The organism is Phycisphaerae bacterium (assembly GCA_019636475.1).
In the GTDB taxonomy this organism is placed as follows: Bacteria; Planctomycetota; Phycisphaerae; order UBA1845; family UTPLA1; genus JADJRI01.
Window position 1 is genome coordinate 261,109 of record JAHBXN010000006.1, and the last position, 20,669, is coordinate 281,777.

Below are 20,669 nucleotides of genomic sequence, written 5' to 3' on the forward strand. Positions count from 1 at the left end.
GGCGCTCAATCCGGCTCGCTGTCGGCCGATGTCAGCTCGGCGATGGTGACGCGGCCAAGGAATTCTCGCATGGTTTTGACCATCATGCTGTAGACCGTCTCCATGCGACCGAGTGCGTGCGGCGAAAAGAGTGTTCGATCTTCGGCGCTCGTGCTCGCCACCAGGTGCCCGTCGACCGCTTCGATCACCTCAAGGACGGAAATCTCATTGGCCGGTCGATTCAGCTTGAATCCTCCGGCTCGTCCAACCTGGCTTGCGAGTATCTGTCCGCGAACCAGTTGCTGAAGGATCTTGAGCAGATACCCGAACGGAAGTTTCCGCGCGCTGGCGATTTCGCGTCCCTGAATCGGGTGGCCATTGGATTGTTCGGCAATGTGGATCAAGGCAATCATTGCGTAGGTTGCTGCCTTGCCGAATCCCAATTGATGTACCGCGGGAGTTGTCATGGTTAGGTGCTCGTATTTGGAACACGCGGGAATTAACCGGGCCTCGTCCACCCTCCATGTTGGATCAAGTGGACAGAAGTCGGCAGTTCGACGTCGGGGATCACGCTGACGCTCCGATTTCGAGTTCTCACTGTGGTTGAATCTGCGCGCATCCACTCCTCGTCCACAGAAGCTTTCTAATCCCCAAGACGAGCCCATTTGGGTCGCTTGTCACGCTTAATGTGGGCCGGTGAGAACCCTCCGCAGCCCTCCCGGTGTAGCCGGCCACCCACGTAATAACTAACGACAAATCTCGACCAAAACTCAAGTTGATTTCGCGACATGATAAATCCATCGAATATGTCATGTCTCACATATGGCACTCAATAAAGACTCGTGTCGGTTTCATTTAAGGAGTGTCTCACTTTCGGGGCACTCATCTCATTGTCCCATCGGAACTCGCTGATCACGACGAGGCGTGCTTGGCAAAGCACATGCCGATACGGGATATTTCTAGTCGACCTGCCTCTTCGTACCTTCGTACATCAATCCTACGCGATCGGCGCAGCGCGGATCGTTCTGAAATTCGCCCTTGACTGATGTGTTACAAGCAGATGACGTGGGACCGACTTCGTATCTGAGTTGGCGAGCATTGAAGTAACATCTCTGGAATTCTAGTCACACTACGGGTATTCTCTTCCGCTCGGAACGGCCGGGTGTCGATGAGGTGTTCGGCGTTCAGCGCGGCACGACACGGCTCGACTGGAGAGCTATGCGGTCTTCAGCATGAACGGTGCGCGTGGCCAGCTGAAAAATGCGCAGTCAGTGCGTAAAAAGACAGGCTGATTCAAAAACTTGCAGTGGGACACAGGAGCAGCAGGAGCATGCGTCAGAATATATATATCCGGAGTCTATGTATCGCCTTCTTGGCTTGTCTATTCTCAGGCTGCGAAGCGATCGACGTCTGGACAGCGCCCACACCCACGCCCGAGCAATACGACAAAGGGCTGATCGTGTTCTATCCGGGCACCGCCGGACTCAACATCGAGGCCATTGGTTTCTATTACGCCTTTCGCGAGGCGGGAATCGATCTGGCCTTTGAGGAAACGCTCTGGACCGAGTACCTCGAAACGATTCTGTCGCCGGACGGCGTGCAGGATCGAATCACCGAGCGCTGCAAGGCCGAAGCCAACCGCATTGCCGATTACATTCGAGCCTACCCCAATCGGCCGGTGACACTCATCAGCTATTCAGGCGGCGCAATCGCGGTGATCCGCGTCGCGGAGAATATGCCGCTCGACGTGAAGCTTGATCGGCTCATCACCATGAGCCCCGGAATCTGGAAGGGCATCGATCTCACCGGCGCGCTCGACAATACCACACAAGGCATGATCAACTACTGGTCGCCGATTGAATACGGTCCGATTCTGGTTTCGCGCATCTTCGGGCTTGCCGACAGCTCCCGGCTCGATCCGGCATGTTCATTCGGTTTCGACCAGGTTGACCCGCGGTTGACTCAGGTTGCATGGTCCGAGGAACTGAGCGAATTCGACAACCGCGGCGAACATCTCGATTTTCTCATCAACATCCCGTGGCTGAAGAAGTTCGTCGCGCCATGGATCATCACATCGAAGTGATTGCGGCCGGTTGGAACCCGGCGTGGTGGTAAATCCGAGCGGGCTAATCGGACAGCGAAAACGGCGTGAAGTTCGTCTTCGTATCGTAGTAGTCCTCGTCCTCCGCGCGCTTCAGGAAACCGATGATCGCATAGGTGATCGGCGTAAATACGACTTCGACCGTCACCTTGAATGTCCAGTTAAACACGATCACCTTGACCATCGTGTCCGGTGCCCAGACTCCAGCGAACGCAATCGGATAAAACAGCGCGCTGTCCACCAGCTGGCCGACTGCGGTCGATCCGATGGTTCGCGTCCACAGTGCCTTCCCCCGGGTCATGATCTTCATCTTGGCCATGACGTACGAATTAACAAAGTCTCCAGCCCAGAATGCACAGATCGATCCAAGCACGATACGCCACGTATTCCCGAACACGACCTCCAACGCCGGCTGAATGACCTTGTTGAATGGTTCGTTGGGATCGGCCGGAAAGTGAATGACGAACAGGCCCATGAGGGTTGCGAAAATCATGGCACCGAAGCCGGCCCAGATGACTTTTCGCGTGCGGGCATAGCCGTAAACCTCCGTCAGCACGTCCCCGAAGATATAGCTGATCGGGAAGAAGAGGTTGCCCGCGCCGAACGTCAGAAAGTCCCCGATGCCTGGCAGCGAAAAAGGAAGTCGAATGCCGCACGTCTTGCCCGGACCAATCAGGTTGGAGCAAAGCAGCACCGTCACGAAGACGGCCATGATGAGATCGTAGTACTTATAGTGACGTGTGTTCGGCAGTTCGGCGACATCTTCCGGCGATCGATTTTCGCGGCCGCGTTCGTGCATGCTGATCCTGGTCTCTTGTGATGGCTGTCGAGGCGTGCCCCTTGCGACGGATTCGACGGCTATGGTCGCTTGCTCTTTCCGGACGGCCTTTTCGAAGGCTTCGCGGATGTCTTCTTCTGAGTCTCTTTGGCTGCGCCCGATGTGCGACCGCTCCCGCTGCGCAGGGCGGCCTCCATGCGCGAAACATACACCTTGACGGGCGTCCGCCGTACGACTTCGCCGATGAGCTCGAGCGGCAGATCATCCAGTTTCTTGAACCGAATGCAGGCCTTGCCCATATCCAGCTTCTTGCCGGTCGCTTCCCACGCTTTCCGGAACCAGTCGAACGCGTCGCTCGCGCCATACAGGCACATCAGGTACAGCGACATGTGGTTCTTCTGCGAGGCCAGCCCGCCGAACGGTAACGGTTGTTTCGGATCACAGTGATAGCCCTGCGGGTACACCCGGTGCGGCACATAATACCCGATCATTCCGTACTGCATGCCTTCTTCGTATTCGGGATCGAGGTTTTTCCGGATGACGGCTCGAACGGCCTCGATCGCGGCGCGCCGATCCTCCGGCAATTCCGCGAGGTATGCTTCGACGGTCTTCGCCTTGCTCTGCATCGATTCACCCTTCGCCAGAGCAGTATCCCGGCGGATGGCCCGCCGGCAACGGCTCGACCCCTTCACGCGTTCATGTGATCTTCAGTTCCAGCGGCTGATTGTCCGCCATGTTTCGAATGCTCACCTGTCCCGCGATGTTCCGAACGAAGTGCATGATACCGTCGCGGGTGGCTGCGTCCGAACGTTCGAAGTTATCCAGCGGCGTGCCCGAATCACCCGATTCGCGAATCGAAATGTTGATGGGCACCTCGCCGAGGAAAGGCACGCCCACGCGATCGGCCGCACGCCGGGCCCCGCCTCGTCCAAACAGGTCATATTCCTTTCCCGTATCGGGCGCGCGAAAGTAGCTCATGTTCTCGACGATGCCAAGAATGTCCACATTCAACTGCTGGTACATTCGCAGCGCCTTGAGTGCATCGAGCAGCGCGACTTCCTGCGGCGTGCAGACGATCACGGCGCCGGTCATGGGAAGCGACTGAGCGAGTGTCAATGGAACGTCACCTGTTCCCGGCGGGAGATCCACGATGAGATAATCCAGCTCGCCCCAGTCCACCTGCCGCAGGAACTGCTGTATCACGCCATGAACCATCGGCCCGCGCCACACGACCGCTTTCTCGGGCTCGACCAGAAAGCCCATCGACATGATACGGATGCCATGCGCTTCCAGCGGGACAAGCTTCTCACCGCGAACCGTCGGGCGTTCAAATTCAAGCCCCACCATTTTCGGGATGGAAGGCCCGTACACGTCCGCGTCCAGCAGGCCGACGCGCGCTCCGTCGCGGGCAAGCCCGATCGCCGTCAGAACGCTGATTGTCGACTTGCCGACACCGCCCTTGCCCGCGCCGACGGCAACGGCATTCTTAACCCCCGGCATCGCCGCGGCGAGCTTCGGTGTTTCGCGCACGCGAGCACTCCAGTTGATATCAATCTCGCGAACGCCATCGAGCTTTTTCAACTCCCGCTCAATGTCGCTCTTGATTTTGTCCTTCAGCGGGCAGCCGGGTGTCGTCAGCTCGACATCCACCCGGACGCGGCCGCCATCAATGGCAATTGCCTTGATCATGTTCAGCGTGACGAGATCTTTCCCCAATTCGGGGTCCATCACGCGGCTCAGTGCCTGTCGAATCGCTTCTGCCGTCAACGCCATCTCGCTTCATTCCTTCCGTTACGCACGGTTCACCCTTTTCGTCGGCCTGCATCCGCCGGGCATTCCCAGTCCACTGCCTCGGGCGAAACGTTTCGTGCGGCTCGATTCCGGTGCAGCGCCTGGCTCGGCCTGGGTTCACCGCCATCAGTGAGACGGAATCATAGCATGTTCGGTGAGGCGGTGTCGCGGGGATCGCTGATCGGCTATTCGTGAGGTGTTTCCGCCGATTCCATCCGCTCCCATTCCACGCGCACGCGAAGATGCAGCCGGTTCAGATCGCGGCCCAGCTGCTCGAACCGGATCGACTCGATCCGGCGCAACAGGACGATCAACTGCCGCATCGCGCGGATCGGCTCGATTTGATGAATTTCCGAGAGATCGAGCGGCTCCACGGGAATGCCAAATGTCACCCGCCGGCCGTTCCGCAACACAGTCACGCGAAACAGCTTCTCCGGACCGCGCTCGTTGTAGCGCCGGGCCGTTTCAGCGGCAGGTTGCGTCGTCGGCAGCGGCCGCCCGCCCGTGGCAAGAATGACATCGCCGACCTGAAGGATTCCAAGCGCCGGCGAAGCCGAGCCCAGTTCGAGGACAGTTGCGCCCCCGCGAATGGTTTCCGAATCTCTCAACCCCACGCCAAGACGCGTGCGGCTGCGAGTCCGCTCCGCGGCCCACTGCTGCCACCAGTCATCGCGAAGCGCTTTGGGATTTTGTTTACGAAGATGTGCCAGCCAGGTCATCATCATCCGCGAAACGTTCCGTCCGCGGACGAAACCCCAGCGGACGACCGGTTCGCGCTCGTCGGTCGCTGAATCGGCGCCATCTGTCCGCAGCGCGGGACCGCCACCGTCCCATGCTTTCAGGACGGTTTGAAGCCGGGTTGCCGACGTGGCGACAAACAGCCGATTGTACGCGCCGGCCCAGCAGAGCTCGATATCCTTGAGAAACTCGAACCCGAGCCGATCAGCCAGTGCGGTCCCGATCCGCACGCTACGAAGGGTCAGCCCCTCGAATTCTCGCCGCTCGACGAGGGAGCTTCCAGCTGGGGCGCTGGTCGGCGCGTCCGTCAGGCGGGCGACAGTCAGGACAAAATCGGCGATCACGCCGAATTGCTCCGCGACGCGCGGCGCCTCCCGTGACTGGATGATCCCGACGACCTGCGGCACTAGGAGCATCGACGCATCAGGTCCATTCGGGTCCAGGCCGATCGCGACAGTGAAGCACGGGCCGAGCATCTCCTCGAGCTTGCCGGTTTCAATCGTCGCGCTGCTGAACATGCCCAGGAAAAGGCCGAGCGGCGAGAATTCGTTCAACGCCACGCCTGTGGCATTTCGGTGTGAGCCGAACCATGAATGCGAACTGTCCGACCACGCCGCGATTGTGTCCGCCGGAAGACGACGCACCGCCTCGGAATCACACGGAATGAGGTTGCTGGCCGCGCCGGTGCGAGCGCCGTGAATCTCGCATTTCAACTCGTCATCGCCGATCGAAAAGCCGACGGCGATCCGATCGTATCCGCCAGGTGCAAAAGGATCCCCCGCCTGCCAGGACGCATAGCCGATACCGTCGTGCAACGATGACATCCGCGAGAAAAGTGACGCGAACTCTGATTGGCCACGAAGGTGCGCGCCGGGCCGCCCCGCCAATAGGTCAACGGTTCGACGCCAGAGATTCGTCGGGTCGTCCGCGGGCCCCAGCGCCATCAGTTGATCGAGCACCGCCATGCGCAGGCCGCCGTCAAGCAGGTAGCATTGCACCGCGCCCTCATCGGGAAGGCGTCGCGCCCCCCACAGTGTTCGCCATCGCTGAACCTCATTGGCGCCGCCAAGCTGCGCGAACAGAACGCCGCTTCGCCATTGCGACGACATCGGCGCAAAAAGCGCGCCGCGACGACCGATCAGCAAACTGATGGCTTGTTCGTCTCCCAGGCCGGGAAGACGTGGACCCCGTGCGCCGGGTGAACGGTCCGCCGAGGCCAACTCACGCACCACGTCCCACATACCAAGCGTTTGTAAACGGCGACGCAGTCCGACGAGATCGTTTATCTCGACATAGAAGCGGACGTCTCCGGGAACGAACCGAAGCCAATCGACCGGTGTGCGCGTGGATGCCGCGGGTTGCGCCTGCGCGAAAGCGGATTGGAGCGCCGTGAGCGCCAGGAAGCACAATGCGATCATGCAGGCATTTGTGTGCCCGCGCGGGCGGACCGACTGGCGCAGGGGATCGAGTTGTTGAAAGTGCATGAGCTAGAAGCGAACCACGCCATCGTCTTTCGGCGCGGCGTCGGCGTCATGCGGCGTGGCCGGCTCGATCGCCTCGTTGAACGGGAAAAGCAGGGCGTTCAGCAGCGTAATCTCCGGCTTTGCCGCGCCGGCGGAGTGCTTCGATTCGCCACCCGTCTGCCGGGCCTGTTCAACAATGATCTCCTGAATGCGGGAGATACTGCTTGCCGCGCGGACAGTCTCATTCACCGCACTGAGGGCGGGATCGGCAACATCGTTCACGCCCACGGCCTCTGTCGCCCGGACGCTGACGCCGGCAACCAATCCACCGGGAATCGATCGCTCATTCGTCGGCCAGATCAGGAGGGTAAGGAAAAGCATCGCGGCGGCTGCCGGAACCGCGGCACTCACCGTCAACCGCCAGAATCGCTCTCGCAACGCTCGCCGCGTATGAAGCCGGATCGGCGTTTGCGAAGATCGAGGCAGTTGGGACAACGCCGCGGTGACACGCGAAGTGAAATTGACCGGGAGCTTCGGTTCGGATCGATCCCGGGTGATCACTTCGCCGACACAGCGATGCAGTTCGAATTGGCGCTGGCAAGCGGGGCACTGAAGCAAATGCGCGTGTACTTCGGCTGCCAGGCTCGGCGACAAATCGCCGTCCAAATGCCGATCACGAAGCTGCCCCACATGACGACACGTCATCACCACGAAACACACTCCCTCGAGCGCACCGGCCGTGCCTCAGGCCGACTCGGCTTCGCCGAAGCGAACGCCGTTCCAGTCGGTGGCCAGTTGCCCTTCCAGTTTCTCTTTCAGCCTGCTCCGCGCACGGTGCAGATGGCTCTTCACCGTTGCGGCGGGCATTTCGAGGATGTCGCCGATTTCCTGACAACTCAGCGACTCCCTGTAAAACAGTAATACAGCGGCGCGCTGATGCGGTGTCAGTTCGTCGACGGAATTCCAGATTATTTCTCGCAATCGCCGGGCTTCGTCGCTGTTCGCAATGCCGTCGAAGATGTTATCCGACTCGGGGTTGCGGCCGTCGGAGTCCGCCAACGAAAAATCCGTCTCGCCGGAGTAGTCCTTTCGGCGTCGCATGAGATTAAGGCAGAGCCGATATGCAATCGTGAACAGCCAGGTGCTGAATCGATAGGAAAAGTTGAATCCATCAAGGGATTGGAAGGCCCGCAAAAAAGCGTCCTGGCAGATTTCTTCCGCGTCGTGGTCCCGGCGGACCATGCGCCAGACAAACGCATACAGCCGATTCTGGTGGGCCGCGATAAGCTCGTGCGCAGACTCTGCGCACCCCCGCTGGCACTGTTCAATCAGCCGCCGTTCGCGGAGCGGAGTGATGCCCTCGCTCGTCGCGCGTTCGTTCATCGTCTCTCCGTGTCTATTATACATGACAGATTCATCGGTCGTTGCGTATTGTTGAGCGAATTGCCCACCTGATAGGGGGGCGATAAGATTTTGTCATGGCGAAACAGAAAGCCAGAAAATCGACAGAAACTCCCCGGATCGTCAACCGAAAGGCGACGGCGGAATTCGAAATACTTGAGAAGATTGAGGCCGGAATCGCGCTTAAAGGCACTGAAGTCAAGAGTTTACGAAACGGCGACGCAAGCCTGACCGAGGCCTACGCTCGAATCGACGGCCGCCAGGTCTCGTTGATCAATTTTCAGATTCAGCCCTACAAAGAGGGCGGTGTTTTCAATCATAACCCCAAGCGAATAAAAAGGTTATTGCTTCATAAGGGGGAGATAAAGCGACTGCTCTCCAAAGTCACGATCAAAGGGCAGACTTTGATACCACTTAGAGTGTATTTCAATGCCAACGGACTGGCCAAGGTGGAGCTGGCGCTGGCTCGTGGTCGGCAGATTCATGACAAACGTCAGGTTCAGCGGAAGCGGCAGGATCTGCGCGATATCGCTCGCGTGATGAAACGGCGATAATCTCATCGGAATGGCGGCGGCTTTCCCGGGCCACGGCTGCGCCGACTCGACGACTCTGTATGGCACAATTCTTCAGCTTAAGACGGTCCATTGTATTCTTTCTGGTGCTGCTGGCGGTCGGTCTGGTCAGTTCGACGATCTACGTCATCTTCAACGAAGAACCCCTGTATGACCCGGATGAACTGTTCGATTCCGGCGTCATCGTGAATGCGGAGAAGCAGCCGCGATTCGTATTTCCGGAGGAGCTTCGAACCACGGATCTTTCGCTCAATCGGTTTATTGACCGTTTCTTTCGATTATGCGCGCAGGCAAAGTATCCTGACATTCGCCTGATGATTTCACAGCAGTCAAGCGAAACGCTCGCCCCAAGTCGTTTCGAGAGCATGTTCAACATCATGAAGGAGGCGCGGATCAAAGCGATCAAGAAGCTGCCGGCGATACCGAATGAACCGGGGCCGGCCTATGTGCTGGTCGCGGAGTACGATCTGGAGCCAAACGCCATGAAATCGCAGAAATCGAACAACCTGGTTCGACTGCTCATTCGCAAGGAAGAAGGGGAATGGCGGCTGGGGCCGGTGTCTCGCGAGATCGTGGCGAAGATAGAGGCGCATGAGTCCGCGACGACGAAGCCCGCGAGCGATACGGAAAGTTCCTCGCGGCCCGCGAATGATGACGCGCCGAAGTTCATGGCAAACCAGCCAATCAAGATCGAACCGGAAGAGGATTAATAGACCAATTCCTGCGACCGCCTGTCGCCGGCGGGGCGTTCATCCGTTCAAGTTTGTTTGTTTATCAGCCTGAATCGGTACGTCTGGGTCCGAGTTTGGCGCCGCTGCGCGCGAAACGGCCGCGGCAATGCTGGCGATCCCGAAAAAGCGGACCTCATGCCACTCGCAGTGCCGATTGCAAGTCACGTCAGATACGAAGATTGCCGCAGAGTTGAATCTGCCGTCGACTTTTTTGGACAGATTCCTGTTATATCTTAATTTCATCCCGTGGCTGGGCGAAGAACGCATTGGCTGCACTGATACGCGACCGAGTGCTGTTCGCAGTACTGAAAAGAAGGGTATCGGTCAACCCGTTCTCTACCAGAAAGAAGGGAAAGAGTGCCATGGGCCTTACAGTCACAAACGTCAACACACTGTCGATTCTGAACATCCTCAACTCCACGACGGCCGAGCAGTCGAATTCGCTGACTCGGCTCTCGACAGGCTTTCGCGTAAACCGCGGGTCAGACGATCCCGCCGGGCTGATCGCGATTCAAAGCCTGTCGGCCGAACTGACCGGCGTTGAAGCCGCTCTCGGCAACAGCCAGCGTGCCAATTCCGTTCTGAATACGGCGGATTCGGCACTTGGCGAAGTGAGCAAACTCCTGGGCGAGATTGAATCGCTTGCGGCGAAGAGCACCAGCGGCGGCGGCCTAAGCAATGCGGAGATTGCCGCAAATCAGGCTCAGATCGATAACGCGATCGATGCCATCAACCGAATCGTCCAGACGACAAGCTTCAATGGCAAGCGCCTGCTCGACGGAACACAGAGCATTCGCACGACAGCCAGCGATCCGTCCAAGCTGACGGACCTGCGCGTGTTCTCGCGCCCCAGCTCGAACTCCAGTCAATCCTTTGCGGTGGAAGTGGTTACCGCGGGAACGGTTGCTTCGGCAACGCTCGCCAGCACTTCGAGCGTCAGCGCGGGCCAGTTCACGATCACCGGCGCGCTCGGAACGGCGACCATCACGATCTCCGATTCTGACACGCTCGACAACGTTCGCGACAAAATCATCGCGACCAAGTCGGAGACCGGCGTGTCGGCCGCCACAAACAGCAACGTGCTCTCAATCCAGAGCACCGAGTATGGCAAGAACGCGTTTGTCTCCGCCAGCTACATCAGCGGCGACGCGGACTTCCTCACTGTTTCACACACTGAGGGCACCGATGCCGTCGTTGAGGTCAACGGTCAGCGGGCGTTCGTGGACGGCGTTCGGGTCAACTTCAGTTCGAACGGCACGAGTGGTTCTTTCACGCTGACATCGACGGGGAATGCGGCCGGCAGCGCCGGAAACCTCTCGATCAGCGACGGCGGGCTCACGTTCCAGCTCGGAACCGCCTCGAATACCCAATCGACGGTCGGCATCAACGGACTTTTCGCGCACCAGCTTGGTGACGGCGTCGTAGGGTATCTCAATACGCTCAAGAGCGGCGGCGCGAATGCGCTCAATAACGATGCGAACAACGCCGTCCTCATCGCGAAGTCGGCGATTTCGCAGGTTTCGACGCAGCGTGGCCGAATCGGTGGATTCCAGAAGTACCAGGTCGAGTCCTCCGTGAACTCCTTGAACGCGACGAAGGAGGCGTTGACCTCGGCTCGCGGTCTGATTCGCGACGTGGACTACGCACTGGAGACTTCTGAATTGAGTCGTCAAAACGTTCTGCTTCAGTCGGCGATTTCGCTACTGGGCGTTGCCGGCCAGCAGTCTGCTCAGATACTGTCGCTGCTTCGCTAACGCGCGGCAGCGGCCTCGGTCTGGTGGGGAATGGAGCAAGGGCGGAATCGAGGGGCACACTCGGTTCCGCCCGCTCTTTTTTACGGAGTGGCGATCGTGAAAATAAGAAAGCCGTCGCGATCGGTGCGTCGCGACGGCTTCTGGTGGTTGTAGTGCATGGACGCGATCGACAAGGTGACGCGAGGTCCGCTCGTCGACGTCGCCGGGCAGGGTAATTACTTGCCCTTGAGATCGACCTTGGCACCGGCCTCTTCGAGTTCCTTCTTGAGCTTGTCGGCGTCTTCCTTGCTGAGGTCGGTCTTGACCGGCTTGGGTACGGCGTCCACGAGGTCCTTGGCTTCCTTGAGTCCGAGACCCGTCGCCGCCCGGACGACCTTGATGACGTTGATCTTGCTGGCGCCGCCATCAGTGAGGATGACGTCGAAGATGCTTGGAGCGTCTTCGGCTTCGGCTGCCGCGCCGCCGCCGGCGCCCGGCATGGCGGCCATCATGACCGCGCCGCCACCGGCCGGTTCAATGCCGTAGGTGTCCTTGAGGTAGTCCGCCAGCGACTGGGCGTCCTTGACGCTCAGCGACACAATCTTGTCGCCGATCTCTTTGACGGCCGCGCTGAATTCCTTTGCAGGTGCTGTTGCCATTTTCTTGATACTCCTGATGTTTCCGGGCGAGGCGATTCTTATTCGCGATCGTCCGCGCGAGTCCATCGCTCGCGACGCGGCTTAAGGCTGACGCCCGGCCGCTGGATGAGCCAAGCTCATCCGAACCGATCCCGGCTGCCGAAGTCCCGGTGACTTCGTTTAACCCCGGCCCGCGACATTCGCGAGTCTGCCAAGGGGGACGGCCGAGAATGACTTTTTCGTGACGAAGGGAATCGGGATTCCGAGAAGCCATCGCATGTTCTCCGCGATGCCGTTTCCGCGATGCTCCCTTGCTTATGCCACCTTCGTGATGGTCTCACCTTTCTCCAGCTTGTCGGCGACGGCCTTGACGCAGCCGGCGATTTTCGAACCGACCTTGATCTGGCCAGCGATCCGCCTTGCGGGTGAGAGGAAGACCATGACCACCTCGCCCTGAATCTCCGCCTTGCTGCGGCGATTGGAGAGCTCTTCGATGGTCATGATGTAGGGGTCGCCGTCGGCCATTGCCGACTTCAACTCGAGTTTCGGATAATCCTTGACCAGCCGCATGATTTCCTTGGCGGCTTCGACTGGAGCAGGTCCGGTGACGAAAGCGCAAGGGCCCTTGAGCGTCTGCGTCAGGGGCGCGAGGGGCGTGTCGGCCAGGGCGCGCCTCGCCGCGGCGTTCTTGATTACGTGGACCTCGATGCCTTTTTTGTGCAATTCGCCGCGAAGCACGTTCGCTTCGACACCAGTCAGCGGCAGCACATTGACGACCAAGGCGCTATCGATCTTGCTGTATCGATCGCGAATGTCCTGTTCGATCAGGGATTTGACAGTGCGACTCATTTGACACCCCGCTTATTACTGGGCCACTTCGAGCATAATGCCCGGCGACATCGTCCCGCTTACGCATACTTTCTTGATGTACTGCCCCTTGCTGGAGGCCGGCTTCAGTCTTCGGATGTGCTCGATGAAGGAGTTGATGTTCTCCTTCAGGTCGTGCTCCGAGAAGCTTGCCTTGCCGACAATCGCGTGAACATTTCCGCCGGTGTCATTTCGGAATTCGATCTTGCCCGCGGCGAAATCCTTCACGGCCGTCGCGACGTCCGCGGTCACCGTGCCGTTCTTCGGACTGGGCATCTTGCCGGACGGTCCGAGGACTCGACCGAGCCGGCCGACTTTGCCCATTGTTCGTGTGTGCGCGATGGCCACGTCGAAATCCGTCCAGCCGTCGCTTACTTTCTTGATCAGATCATCGAGTCCGACTTCAACTGCACCGGCGGCGCGGGCATCGTCCGCTTCCGGTCCGTCGATGAAGGCGATCACTCGCTTTGTCTTGCCGATGCCGCGCGGCAGCGACACCGAACCGCGAATCATCTGCTCGGCATGCTTCGGATCGATTCCGAGGAAAAGCACGATGTTGATCGTCTGATCGAATTTCGTTCCACTTGTCACGGCCTTGAGCAGCTTGATGCCGTCATCAATCGGATACGCCTTCTTCGCGTCGATCCTGGCAGCATTCGCCCGGTGACGCTTGCTCTCGCCTCGCATCGGCCGGCCGCGCTGCTTGCGCTTTCCGGTTGAGTCGGTCGAGTCGGGGGCTTTGCCCCGCGGAGCCTTTGCCGAACCCTCAGCAGCGGCTGCGTGCTCAGCGGCGCGGTCGGACTTGGCGGCCTTGCCCTTGCCTTTTCCGGGATCAAACGCCTTGGTCTTTGTGGATGGATCTGCGGCATGCTCGGACGGAGGTCCGGCATTCTGGTCAGCGGCCATGCTGACTCCTTTCTTAGCGACGCTCATGGTCTGCCACGATTTACGGCTCGTGGTCGAGCACGATCCTGATTTTCAGTTCAGTCCTGCGCCTGGAAGTACCGGGGGCGGGCCGAATCGAGCCGAGTAATGTAACAGGTCTTATGGTTCGCTGCAAGGGATGGGCCGCTTGGGGGTGGGCGACCGGGTCGGGTCGGGGGCCGTGTCGGGTCGGCGGGGAGTCGGGAGAGCGCGGGCCTGTCGGCCCGTGGCAGGCAACGGCTTGATTCTGAATGGCGAGTCATGCCGCATTGGCGGTATAAGCTTATTGATTGCAGCGTGTTAAGTCGACTTGGGTTCGTGGGATGCGGTGAAGCGGGGCGGGTGCTTATTCGGAATCGTCAGGCTCGACGTGTCTCGTCCTGCTGCGGCCAAGGGGGCAAGCGATCGCGACGCAAGTACGCGGACGACTGTGCGGTCGTGCGTACTTGCGCCGCGAGATCGCATTTCGCTATTTCACAAAAAGCAGATCGCGGTAGGTCGGCAACGGCCAGATATCCGACGCGACCCGTGACTCGAGCTTGTCACCGAGCGCCCGCAGTTTCTGCATGTGCGGGATCACGACCTCCTTCAGGTGTTTCGCGTGCTCGTAGGAGTCGTCGTCGCGGTGATCGTCGGCGGTCGCCAATTCGTCGGCCGCGTCGCTGAATTCATCCACGAGCTTCACGAAGTCCTCGAGTTGTGCTTTCTGCTCGAAGCAGTCCACGCCTGCCGAGAGGGTTGCGGCGACCGTCTGCGCGAGCAGTGCCTGATGCTGCAGTGCGGCGGGCAGAATCATCGTCTGCGCCATGAGAACCATCTGTTCGGATTCGATGAGAATCTGCTCATTGTATCGGTGTACAAAGATGTTATAGCGGCTTTCGAGTTCGGTCGGGTTCAGCACTTTGTATCGTTTGAAGAGATCGATCTTGGTCTTGTCTCGAAGGATCGGCAGGGCCTCAACGGTGTTGGCGAGGTTTGGTAGGCCTCGTTTTGCCGCCTCGGCGTGCCATTCGGTGGAATAGTTGTCGCCGTTGAAGACGATTCTCCGGTGTTCGCGAACGACATCCTTCAGCACGGACTTGACGGACGCCTCGATCCGGGCCTCGTTGGGATTTTTGCCGGCGGCTTCTTCGAGCCGGGACGCCATGTGTTCAAGCGATTCGGCGACGATGGTATTGAGAACGGTATTGGGCCATGCCGAAGTCGCGGATGCTCCGACCGCTCGGAATTCGAACTTGTTGCCGGTGAATGCGAACGGTGACGTCCGATTTCGGTCTCCCGAGTGGCGCGGAATCTGAGGCAGGGTCGTTGCGCCGAGATCAAGCATGCCGCCCTTGAGTGTGCGGCTGGGCTTTCCCTTCTCAAGCTGTTCGGTGATGTCGGTGAGCATGTCACCGAGGAAGATCGAGATGATCGCCGGTGGCGCTTCGTTGGCGCCGAGGCGATGGTCGTTGGCGGCCGACGCGATCGATGCGCGCAACAGATCGGCATGGCGGTCGACGGCCCGAATCACGGCGCACAGGAAGACCAGGAACTGCATGTTCGTGTGCGTTTCCTCCTGCGGGTCGAGCAGGTTGTGGCCGTTGTCGGTCATCATGGACCAGTTGTTGTGCTTCCCCGAGCCGTTGATTCCGGCGAAGGGTTTTTCGTGGAGGATGCAGACCAGTCCGAATCTCGGCGCGACTCGTTTGAGCGTTTCCATCATGAGCATCTGGTGGTCGCACGCGATGTTGGAGGTCTCGAAGACCGGAGCGATTTCGAATTGTCCCGGCGCCACCTCGTTGTGTCGGGTCTTTACTGGAATACCGAGCCGATAGAGTTCTCGCTCGGCCTCGGCCATGAAGGCAAGCACGCGCGGAGGGATCGAGCCGAAGTAGTGATCTTCGAGCTGCTGTCCCTTGGGCGGCCTGGAGCCGAAGAGGGTGCGATCGCACAGGACGAGGTCGGGGCGGGAATAGTACAGATGCTCGTCGACGAGGAAATATTCCTGCTCGGGGCCGACGGTGGTGTAGACGCGGTTGACGCCTTCGGCCTTGCTGAAGAATCGAAGTACGCGCAAGGCTTGTCTGGAGAGTGCCTCCATCGAACGGAGCAGCGGCGTCTTCTGATCGAGCGACTCGCCGGTCCATGAGACGAACACGGTCGGGATGCAGAGTGTCACGCAGTTGTCACTTCGCATCAGGAAGGCGGGACTGGACGCATCCCATGCGGTGTAGCCGCGGGCTTCGAAGGTTGCGCGCAGGCCGCCCGATGGGAAGCTGGAAGCGTCCGGTTCGCCCTGGCAGAGATCGGTGCCGGAGAGGGCGTAGATCACGCTGCCCTCGCCATCAGGCTGAAAGAGAGAATCGTGCTTTTCGGCGGTGAGTCCGGTCAGCGGCTGAAACCAGTGCGTGAAGTGGGTGGCGCCGCGTTCGATGGCCCAGTCCTTCATGGTGGCGGCGACGATGTCGGCGACCTCGTGATCGAGCGGTTCGCCGAGTTTGATCGTCTTTTCCAGCTTTCGATAGGCCGCCTTTGGGAGACGCTGCTGCATCGCGCGCTGGCTGAAGACATCGCAGCCGAAGTAGGCATCAACGCGTTCGTGAGCTGTCGTGGATTTGACTCGGTGTTCGCGCCAACTGATGGCGGCGGACACGGCACGATCTCGTGCGGTCTCGGATCTCATTGAAACTCGTCTCCCATTGATAAGTGTCCAACCTATGCGCTGCCAGCACGCCTCGGCCGGCCACACCCGGCGGCGAAGTGAGAGCGTGGGCAGCAATTTGTGTCGGACGCCGGATGAATTGCATCATCCGGGCGTCATTAAACTCGCACTTCCGATCGCATGCCAGCAGGCATCGGCGTCATCCGAATCGCCCGGCTTTGGCATCTCTGCGCGAAGCCCAAACGCATCCGATTGAGCCAGAATGTCCTGAACGCGACTCGGATGCCGCGCGCTGGAGCCTTCGGGTTGAGCGTTGAGTTCAGTGGATGCCTGCTACGAACGATCGATGAGACTGGTTTTGCCTGGTGGTGACTTGCGATCGATTCGTGATGGGCGACGCACCGAATACCGGCGCAACTCGAAGGGGGCCGAGGGTCACTCGGCCTGTTGTTGCACCTGTTGCTGGTATCGTGCGATCATTCGACTACCAATGCGTCGTGTTGAATCTTCGCGAAATACTTCCGTACGATTATAACTTGATCGGCTGCGAAGTCGAGCGGGGTAAAGTCCCATGCGCCGAACCTGGGTTTGCAGACTTCGGGTTATTGGCCCGTCGTCGTCGGGAACGGCGACGACAGATTTCATCGATCTGCGCGGCAGGTCGATATTATCGATGGTGTGGGCGGCGATCGAACCTTCGAGCGGCTTTCGTCCCGATCGGCATCGCTGTGGGCGTGAGCGTGGCTTGCCTGGCAGGGCTTACTGAACATGGGCATCGACGGCTGGATCACGCTTGCGCTTCTCGTGGCAATGATCTACGGGCTGATCCGGTATGCACACCTTGCCGACGTTGTATTTCTAAGCGGCGTCACGCTGCTGGGTCTTTGCGGCGTCGTGACACCCCGGGAGGCGCTGTCCGGCTTCTCGAACCCCGGCATGCTGACCGTGGCGGCGCTGTTTGTCGTTGCAACCGGTTTGCGCGAAACCGGGGCATTGGATGTCATCGCGCATCATTTGCTGGGGACGGACGGCAACGAGCGGAAGGCGCTGGTCCGCCTGACCGTAAGCCTTTCGCTGGTATCGGCGTTTCTGAATAACACGACTGTCGTGGCGATGGCGATTCCGGTGGTGCTGGACTGGTGTCGCCGGCACGGGATCGCGCCGTCGAAGCTGCTGATACCGATCAGCTATGCCAGTATCGTCGGCGGATGCTGTACTCTGATTGGGACGAGCACGAATCTTGTCATACAGGGGCTGATGCTGGATAGCGGCATGCGGGGCATGACTTTTTTCGAGATCGGGGCGGTTGGTCTGCCGATCGCGCTGGTCAGCGTCATGTTCCTGGTCTTCGTGGTGCCGCGGTTGTTGCCTGTTCGTGGCGAAATTTCGGAGCGAATCGACGCGGTCCGTCGCGAGTATCTGATTGAAATGGTCGTGCAGGCGGAGTGCCCCTTCGTTGGCATGACGGTGCAGGTCGCCGGTTTGCGACAGCTTCCGGGCCTGTTCCTGTTCGAGATTCAGCGTGGTCGGCAGATTATCGCGCCTGTTGGTCCCGACGAATTGCTGAGCAGCGGGGATCGGCTGGTCTTTGCAGGCGTGGTCAGTACGATCGTTGACTTGCAGAAGATCAAGGGGCTGAGCCCGGCCGCTCATGACGACCGTGAGGACGTTCGAGATTCGGCACGATCCGGCCGGCGATACTGCGAGGCTGTGGTGAGCACGAGCAGTCCGCTCGTCAGTCGAAGTGTTCGCGATTCAAACTTCCGTACAATTTATGACGCGGCGGTGATCGGTGTGCATCGAAACGGTGAGCGGCTTGAAGGAAAAATCGGCGACATCGTACTGCGATCCGGTGATACGCTGCTGCTTCAGGCATCGGCCGGTTTCGTGCGAGTGCATCGAAACAATCCCGATTTCTTTCTCGTGAGCGAGATCGGCGACGCCGAGCCGGTTCGACACGAAAAGTCGCGACTGGCGACGGGCATCTTGCTGGCAATGATCCTAATGATGGCTTTGCCGGACATTTGCGTTGCACTTGGTCTGCCTTCAGCGGTCCGGGAGCGAATCGAGCCGCTCCGGGTTTTGATGGCGTTTCTCGCGGCTGCTGTCATGATCGCGACACGATGCGTCACTTCAGCGAGTGCGCGGCGTAACGTGGAGTTCCAGGTGCTCCTGGTGATTGCCGCTTCGTTTGGTATTTCCCGTGCGATCGAGAAGACAGGGCTCGCCGAAATGGTCGCCGGAGTATTCATGCCTGTGGCGAGCGAATGGGGCGCGATCGGCGCACTGGCGGCGCTTTATTTGCTTGTGAGCGTCATGACGGAGATCGTCACGAACAATGCGGCGGCGGCATTGATGTTTCCCATTGCCGTCGCGACGGCCAACAAGCTGGGCGTGGATGCACGGCCGTTCGTGATGGCGGTGACGATTGCAGCGTCGGCTGCATTCGCGTCACCGATCGGCTATCAGACGCACATGATGGTGTTCGGGCCCGGCGGATATCGGTTCAGCGATTTCCTGCGCACCGGCATACCGCTCAACGTGATCTGGTTCGGCCTCGCGGTGCTGCTGATCCCGATGTGCTGGGGATTCTGATTCCGGCGGCGGGCGCGGTATGGCTCACTTTTCAACGGACATGACTTCGATCTCTATTCTTCCCAGGACCGGCATCAGCGAGGCTACCGCGTTCGCAAGGCCTTCATCGCCAAGAGGCATGATCGTCAGGGCCACGCGGTTGGGCTCACAGTCCGTCTGTCGCATGGCGGCGTCGATGTCGATCCACTTACCGCCGATGTAGACCTGCGTCCACATGTGATAGCCGAATGCACTTCCCTTTTTGTCGTGAATGTAACCGCTGGGCACTTCGATGATTCCGCTGACTCCGCGTGCCGGAAGGCCGGCAGCCCGGCACATGGCCGCGAGCAGCACGGCATGTTCGGTACAGTCTCCACTGCGGTTGCGGGCGACGTCGGAGGCGGTGGCAAAGCCGACATCCATGTTCTTGTTGGTGATGTATTCCGTTACTTTCTCGCGAAGCGCGGCCGCGATCTCGGCGGGCGTCGACGCACCGCGCGACGCGCGTTTCGCGAGGCGGCGTATTCGCGAGTCCGCCGCGTCGCAGACATGCGATGGAGCGAGGAACGGCCGAAGCAATTCATCGATTGAATCCGGTTTCGCGGCTTTCCGCGCGGCGTCCCAATCGTTGCGGCGGATGGTGATCTCCATCTCGCGATCGTTGATTCGCTTGCATGACTGCATCGGTGTGGCAGGCGGTTCGGGCAGGGGGCCGGGCGCGCCATCCTTGAGCCTAAATCGAAGCACGACCTTTTTCGCGCCGCGACCCACCTCGCGCTGCGTGGGCACGAAGGTTTCGAAGAACATCTCCGGCGGCGCTCCGCGCTTCATCGCATCTTCGCGGGTCGTTTCGTGCATTTTCATCTTCATGAAGCCGACATTCATGGTCATGAGCACGGGCGTGAAGTCGTCATCGACCCAGGTATCGGATTCGACGGCCATGTTCGCGGGCACGGCGCCGGCGGGTGCGCCTGCAACCGCGAGTCCACCAAGGTTCATGACCGAGGCGACTTGCGTCAGATCGCGCTTCTCTCCGAGGACATCCTGGCGCGATCGGCCGATGACCCTGCATTGCACTTCGAGCGGCCCATCCTTGCGGTAGGCCGGCTCGTAGGACTTGATTACATAGCTCGTGTCGGGTTTGAGACCCTTGGATTTCTGCAGGAGCGACTGTCCCCACGGGAACCTGATATCCGGATCAAAGTCGTACGCGAGGCGTTCCTTGACCTGTCCATACTGTTCGGCAATGAGGTGAATGCGGCCGTCTTTAATCTCACCCTTGAGCGTTTCGGGGTCTTTGCCCAGGGATGAGACGAACTGGAATGAAAGCGGCTTGCCGTCGGGTGTTTCGCGGTAGTTCTGATCCTGCACGATCTCGATTGAGACGTCGCCACGGCGAATGCCGATTTTCATTTTCATCTGGGTGCGGACCTCGTCGTCCTCGCGCCGAATCGATGTGTGCATGTAGCCGCACTGCTGATACTGCTCGGTTCGCGGATCCTGCATCATCACGACGTACCATCGCTCTTCCCGGTCCGGTGCGGTTTTTGATTCGGGACCGCTGGTCTCGGCGAACACGCCGGCCGGGCATAGTGAAGCGGCGATCAGGAAAAGGCGGCAGGCGAATGTCCATCTGAGCGGCGTGGATAGCTTTGAGCGATTGGGGATCAGGGTCATGTCGTTACATTCCTCGAAAGGGTGCGCGAGTTCGGCACCGCGTACCGAGATGCGTCGG

General features: G+C 59.6%; 17 protein-coding genes. 5 read left to right on the forward strand and 12 right to left on the reverse strand.

Annotation, left to right across the window (positions count from 1 at the left end; translation table 11 throughout):
* Window positions 1-5: 5 nt before the first annotated feature.
* A complete protein-coding gene (locus KF841_11765) occupies window positions 6-446 on the reverse strand; it encodes an Rrf2 family transcriptional regulator (GenBank protein MBX3396033.1) in 441 nt (146 codons plus the stop codon).
* An 863-nt stretch (window positions 447-1,309) separates the two neighbouring features.
* Between KF841_11765 and KF841_11770 the strand changes: the two genes are divergently transcribed.
* Window positions 1,310-2,062 carry a hypothetical protein gene (locus tag KF841_11770; protein ID MBX3396034.1) on the forward strand — a complete coding sequence of 251 codons (753 nt, stop codon included), beginning with the start codon at window positions 1,310-1,312 and terminating at the stop codon, window positions 2,060-2,062.
* Between the two features lie 43 nt (window positions 2,063-2,105).
* Here KF841_11770 and KF841_11775 read toward each other — a convergent pair whose 3' ends face one another.
* From KF841_11775 to KF841_11800, 6 genes are all read right to left on the reverse strand, one after another.
* Entirely contained in the window at window positions 2,106-2,879 is a 774-nt protein-coding gene (locus KF841_11775) for a queuosine precursor transporter (GenBank protein MBX3396035.1), read from the reverse strand.
* Window positions 2,880-2,938: 59 nt separating this feature from the next.
* Window positions 2,939-3,484, reverse strand: coding sequence for a DUF1801 domain-containing protein (locus tag KF841_11780; protein MBX3396036.1), 546 nt, complete (start codon window positions 3,482-3,484; stop codon window positions 2,939-2,941).
* A 70-nt stretch (window positions 3,485-3,554) separates the two neighbouring features.
* A complete protein-coding gene (locus KF841_11785) occupies window positions 3,555-4,631 on the reverse strand; it encodes an Mrp/NBP35 family ATP-binding protein (protein ID MBX3396037.1) in 1,077 nt (358 codons plus the stop codon).
* 203 nt (window positions 4,632-4,834) lie between these two features.
* A complete protein-coding gene (locus KF841_11790; protein ID MBX3396038.1) occupies window positions 4,835-6,871 on the reverse strand; it encodes a hypothetical protein in 2,037 nt (678 codons plus the stop codon).
* Window positions 6,872-6,874: 3 nt separating this feature from the next.
* Window positions 6,875-7,558 (reverse strand): zf-HC2 domain-containing protein, encoded by a 684-nt coding sequence (locus KF841_11795; GenBank protein MBX3396039.1) that lies wholly within the window; start codon window positions 7,556-7,558, stop codon window positions 6,875-6,877.
* Between the two features lie 36 nt (window positions 7,559-7,594).
* Window positions 7,595-8,233, reverse strand: coding sequence for a sigma-70 family RNA polymerase sigma factor (locus tag KF841_11800; GenBank protein ID MBX3396040.1), 639 nt, complete (start codon window positions 8,231-8,233; stop codon window positions 7,595-7,597).
* Window positions 8,234-8,328: 95 nt separating this feature from the next.
* Here KF841_11800 and smpB point away from each other — a divergent pair, with 95 nt between their 5' ends.
* The 3 genes from smpB to KF841_11815 all read left to right on the forward strand — a co-directional run bounded on the left by smpB (window position 8,329) and on the right by KF841_11815 (window position 11,308).
* Window positions 8,329-8,805: an SsrA-binding protein SmpB gene (gene smpB, locus KF841_11805; protein MBX3396041.1), complete on the forward strand. Its 477-nt coding sequence runs from the start codon at window positions 8,329-8,331 to the stop codon at window positions 8,803-8,805.
* A 59-nt stretch (window positions 8,806-8,864) separates the two neighbouring features.
* Window positions 8,865-9,533, forward strand: coding sequence for a hypothetical protein (locus KF841_11810; GenBank protein ID MBX3396042.1), 669 nt, complete (start codon window positions 8,865-8,867; stop codon window positions 9,531-9,533).
* Window positions 9,534-9,916: 383 nt separating this feature from the next.
* On the forward strand, window positions 9,917-11,308 hold the full coding sequence (locus tag KF841_11815) for a flagellin (protein MBX3396043.1): 1,392 nt from the start codon (window positions 9,917-9,919) through the stop codon (window positions 11,306-11,308).
* Window positions 11,309-11,523: 215 nt separating this feature from the next.
* Here the strand turns inward: KF841_11815 and rplL are convergent, their stop codons facing one another.
* The 4 genes from rplL to KF841_11835 form a co-directional block, all read right to left on the reverse strand.
* Window positions 11,524-11,946 (reverse strand): 50S ribosomal protein L7/L12, encoded by a 423-nt coding sequence (rplL, locus tag KF841_11820; protein MBX3396044.1) that lies wholly within the window; start codon window positions 11,944-11,946, stop codon window positions 11,524-11,526.
* Window positions 11,947-12,240: 294 nt separating this feature from the next.
* Entirely contained in the window at window positions 12,241-12,774 is a 534-nt protein-coding gene (rplJ, locus tag KF841_11825; protein MBX3396045.1) for a 50S ribosomal protein L10, read from the reverse strand.
* 15 nt (window positions 12,775-12,789) lie between these two features.
* On the reverse strand, window positions 12,790-13,479 hold the full coding sequence (gene rplA / locus KF841_11830) for a 50S ribosomal protein L1 (protein ID MBX3396046.1): 690 nt from the start codon (window positions 13,477-13,479) through the stop codon (window positions 12,790-12,792).
* A 706-nt stretch (window positions 13,480-14,185) separates the two neighbouring features.
* Entirely contained in the window at window positions 14,186-16,381 is a 2,196-nt protein-coding gene (locus KF841_11835; protein ID MBX3396047.1) for a glutamine synthetase III, read from the reverse strand.
* Between the two features lie 747 nt (window positions 16,382-17,128).
* On the opposite strand from KF841_11835, the gene KF841_11840 reads away from it, so the two are divergent.
* A complete protein-coding gene (locus KF841_11840) occupies window positions 17,129-18,955 on the forward strand; it encodes an SLC13 family permease (GenBank protein ID MBX3396048.1) in 1,827 nt (608 codons plus the stop codon).
* Between the two features lie 24 nt (window positions 18,956-18,979).
* On the opposite strand, the gene KF841_11845 is transcribed toward KF841_11840, so the two are convergent.
* Window positions 18,980-20,611 carry a transglutaminase domain-containing protein gene (locus tag KF841_11845; protein MBX3396049.1) on the reverse strand — a complete coding sequence of 544 codons (1,632 nt, stop codon included), beginning with the start codon at window positions 20,609-20,611 and terminating at the stop codon, window positions 18,980-18,982.
* Between the last annotated feature and the right edge of the window lie 58 nt (window positions 20,612-20,669).

Coding starts and splice junctions, on each gene's coding strand:
- rplJ (MBX3396045.1), bottom strand. CDS start 12,774: ATGAGTCGCACTGTCAAATCCCTGATCGAACAGGACATTCGCGATCGA.
- KF841_11765 (MBX3396033.1), bottom strand. CDS start 446: ATGACAACTCCCGCGGTACATCAATTGGGATTCGGCAAGGCAGCAACC.
- rplL (MBX3396044.1), bottom strand. CDS start 11,946: ATGGCAACAGCACCTGCAAAGGAATTCAGCGCGGCCGTCAAAGAGATC.
- KF841_11835 (MBX3396047.1), bottom strand. CDS start 16,381: ATGAGATCCGAGACCGCACGAGATCGTGCCGTGTCCGCCGCCATCAGT.
- rplA (MBX3396046.1), bottom strand. CDS start 13,479: ATGCGAGGCGAGAGCAAGCGTCACCGGGCGAATGCTGCCAGGATCGAC.
- KF841_11810 (MBX3396042.1), top strand. CDS start 8,865: ATGGCACAATTCTTCAGCTTAAGACGGTCCATTGTATTCTTTCTGGTG.
- KF841_11790 (MBX3396038.1), bottom strand. CDS start 6,871: ATGCACTTTCAACAACTCGATCCCCTGCGCCAGTCGGTCCGCCCGCGC.
- KF841_11840 (MBX3396048.1), top strand. CDS start 17,129: ATGGGCATCGACGGCTGGATCACGCTTGCGCTTCTCGTGGCAATGATC.
- KF841_11845 (MBX3396049.1), bottom strand. CDS start 20,611: ATGACCCTGATCCCCAATCGCTCAAAGCTATCCACGCCGCTCAGATGG.
- KF841_11785 (MBX3396037.1), bottom strand. CDS start 4,631: ATGGCGTTGACGGCAGAAGCGATTCGACAGGCACTGAGCCGCGTGATG.
- smpB (MBX3396041.1), top strand. CDS start 8,329: ATGGCGAAACAGAAAGCCAGAAAATCGACAGAAACTCCCCGGATCGTC.
- KF841_11775 (MBX3396035.1), bottom strand. CDS start 2,879: ATGCACGAACGCGGCCGCGAAAATCGATCGCCGGAAGATGTCGCCGAA.
- KF841_11780 (MBX3396036.1), bottom strand. CDS start 3,484: ATGCAGAGCAAGGCGAAGACCGTCGAAGCATACCTCGCGGAATTGCCG.
- KF841_11815 (MBX3396043.1), top strand. CDS start 9,917: ATGGGCCTTACAGTCACAAACGTCAACACACTGTCGATTCTGAACATC.
- KF841_11770 (MBX3396034.1), top strand. CDS start 1,310: ATGCGTCAGAATATATATATCCGGAGTCTATGTATCGCCTTCTTGGCT.
- KF841_11800 (MBX3396040.1), bottom strand. CDS start 8,233: ATGAACGAACGCGCGACGAGCGAGGGCATCACTCCGCTCCGCGAACGG.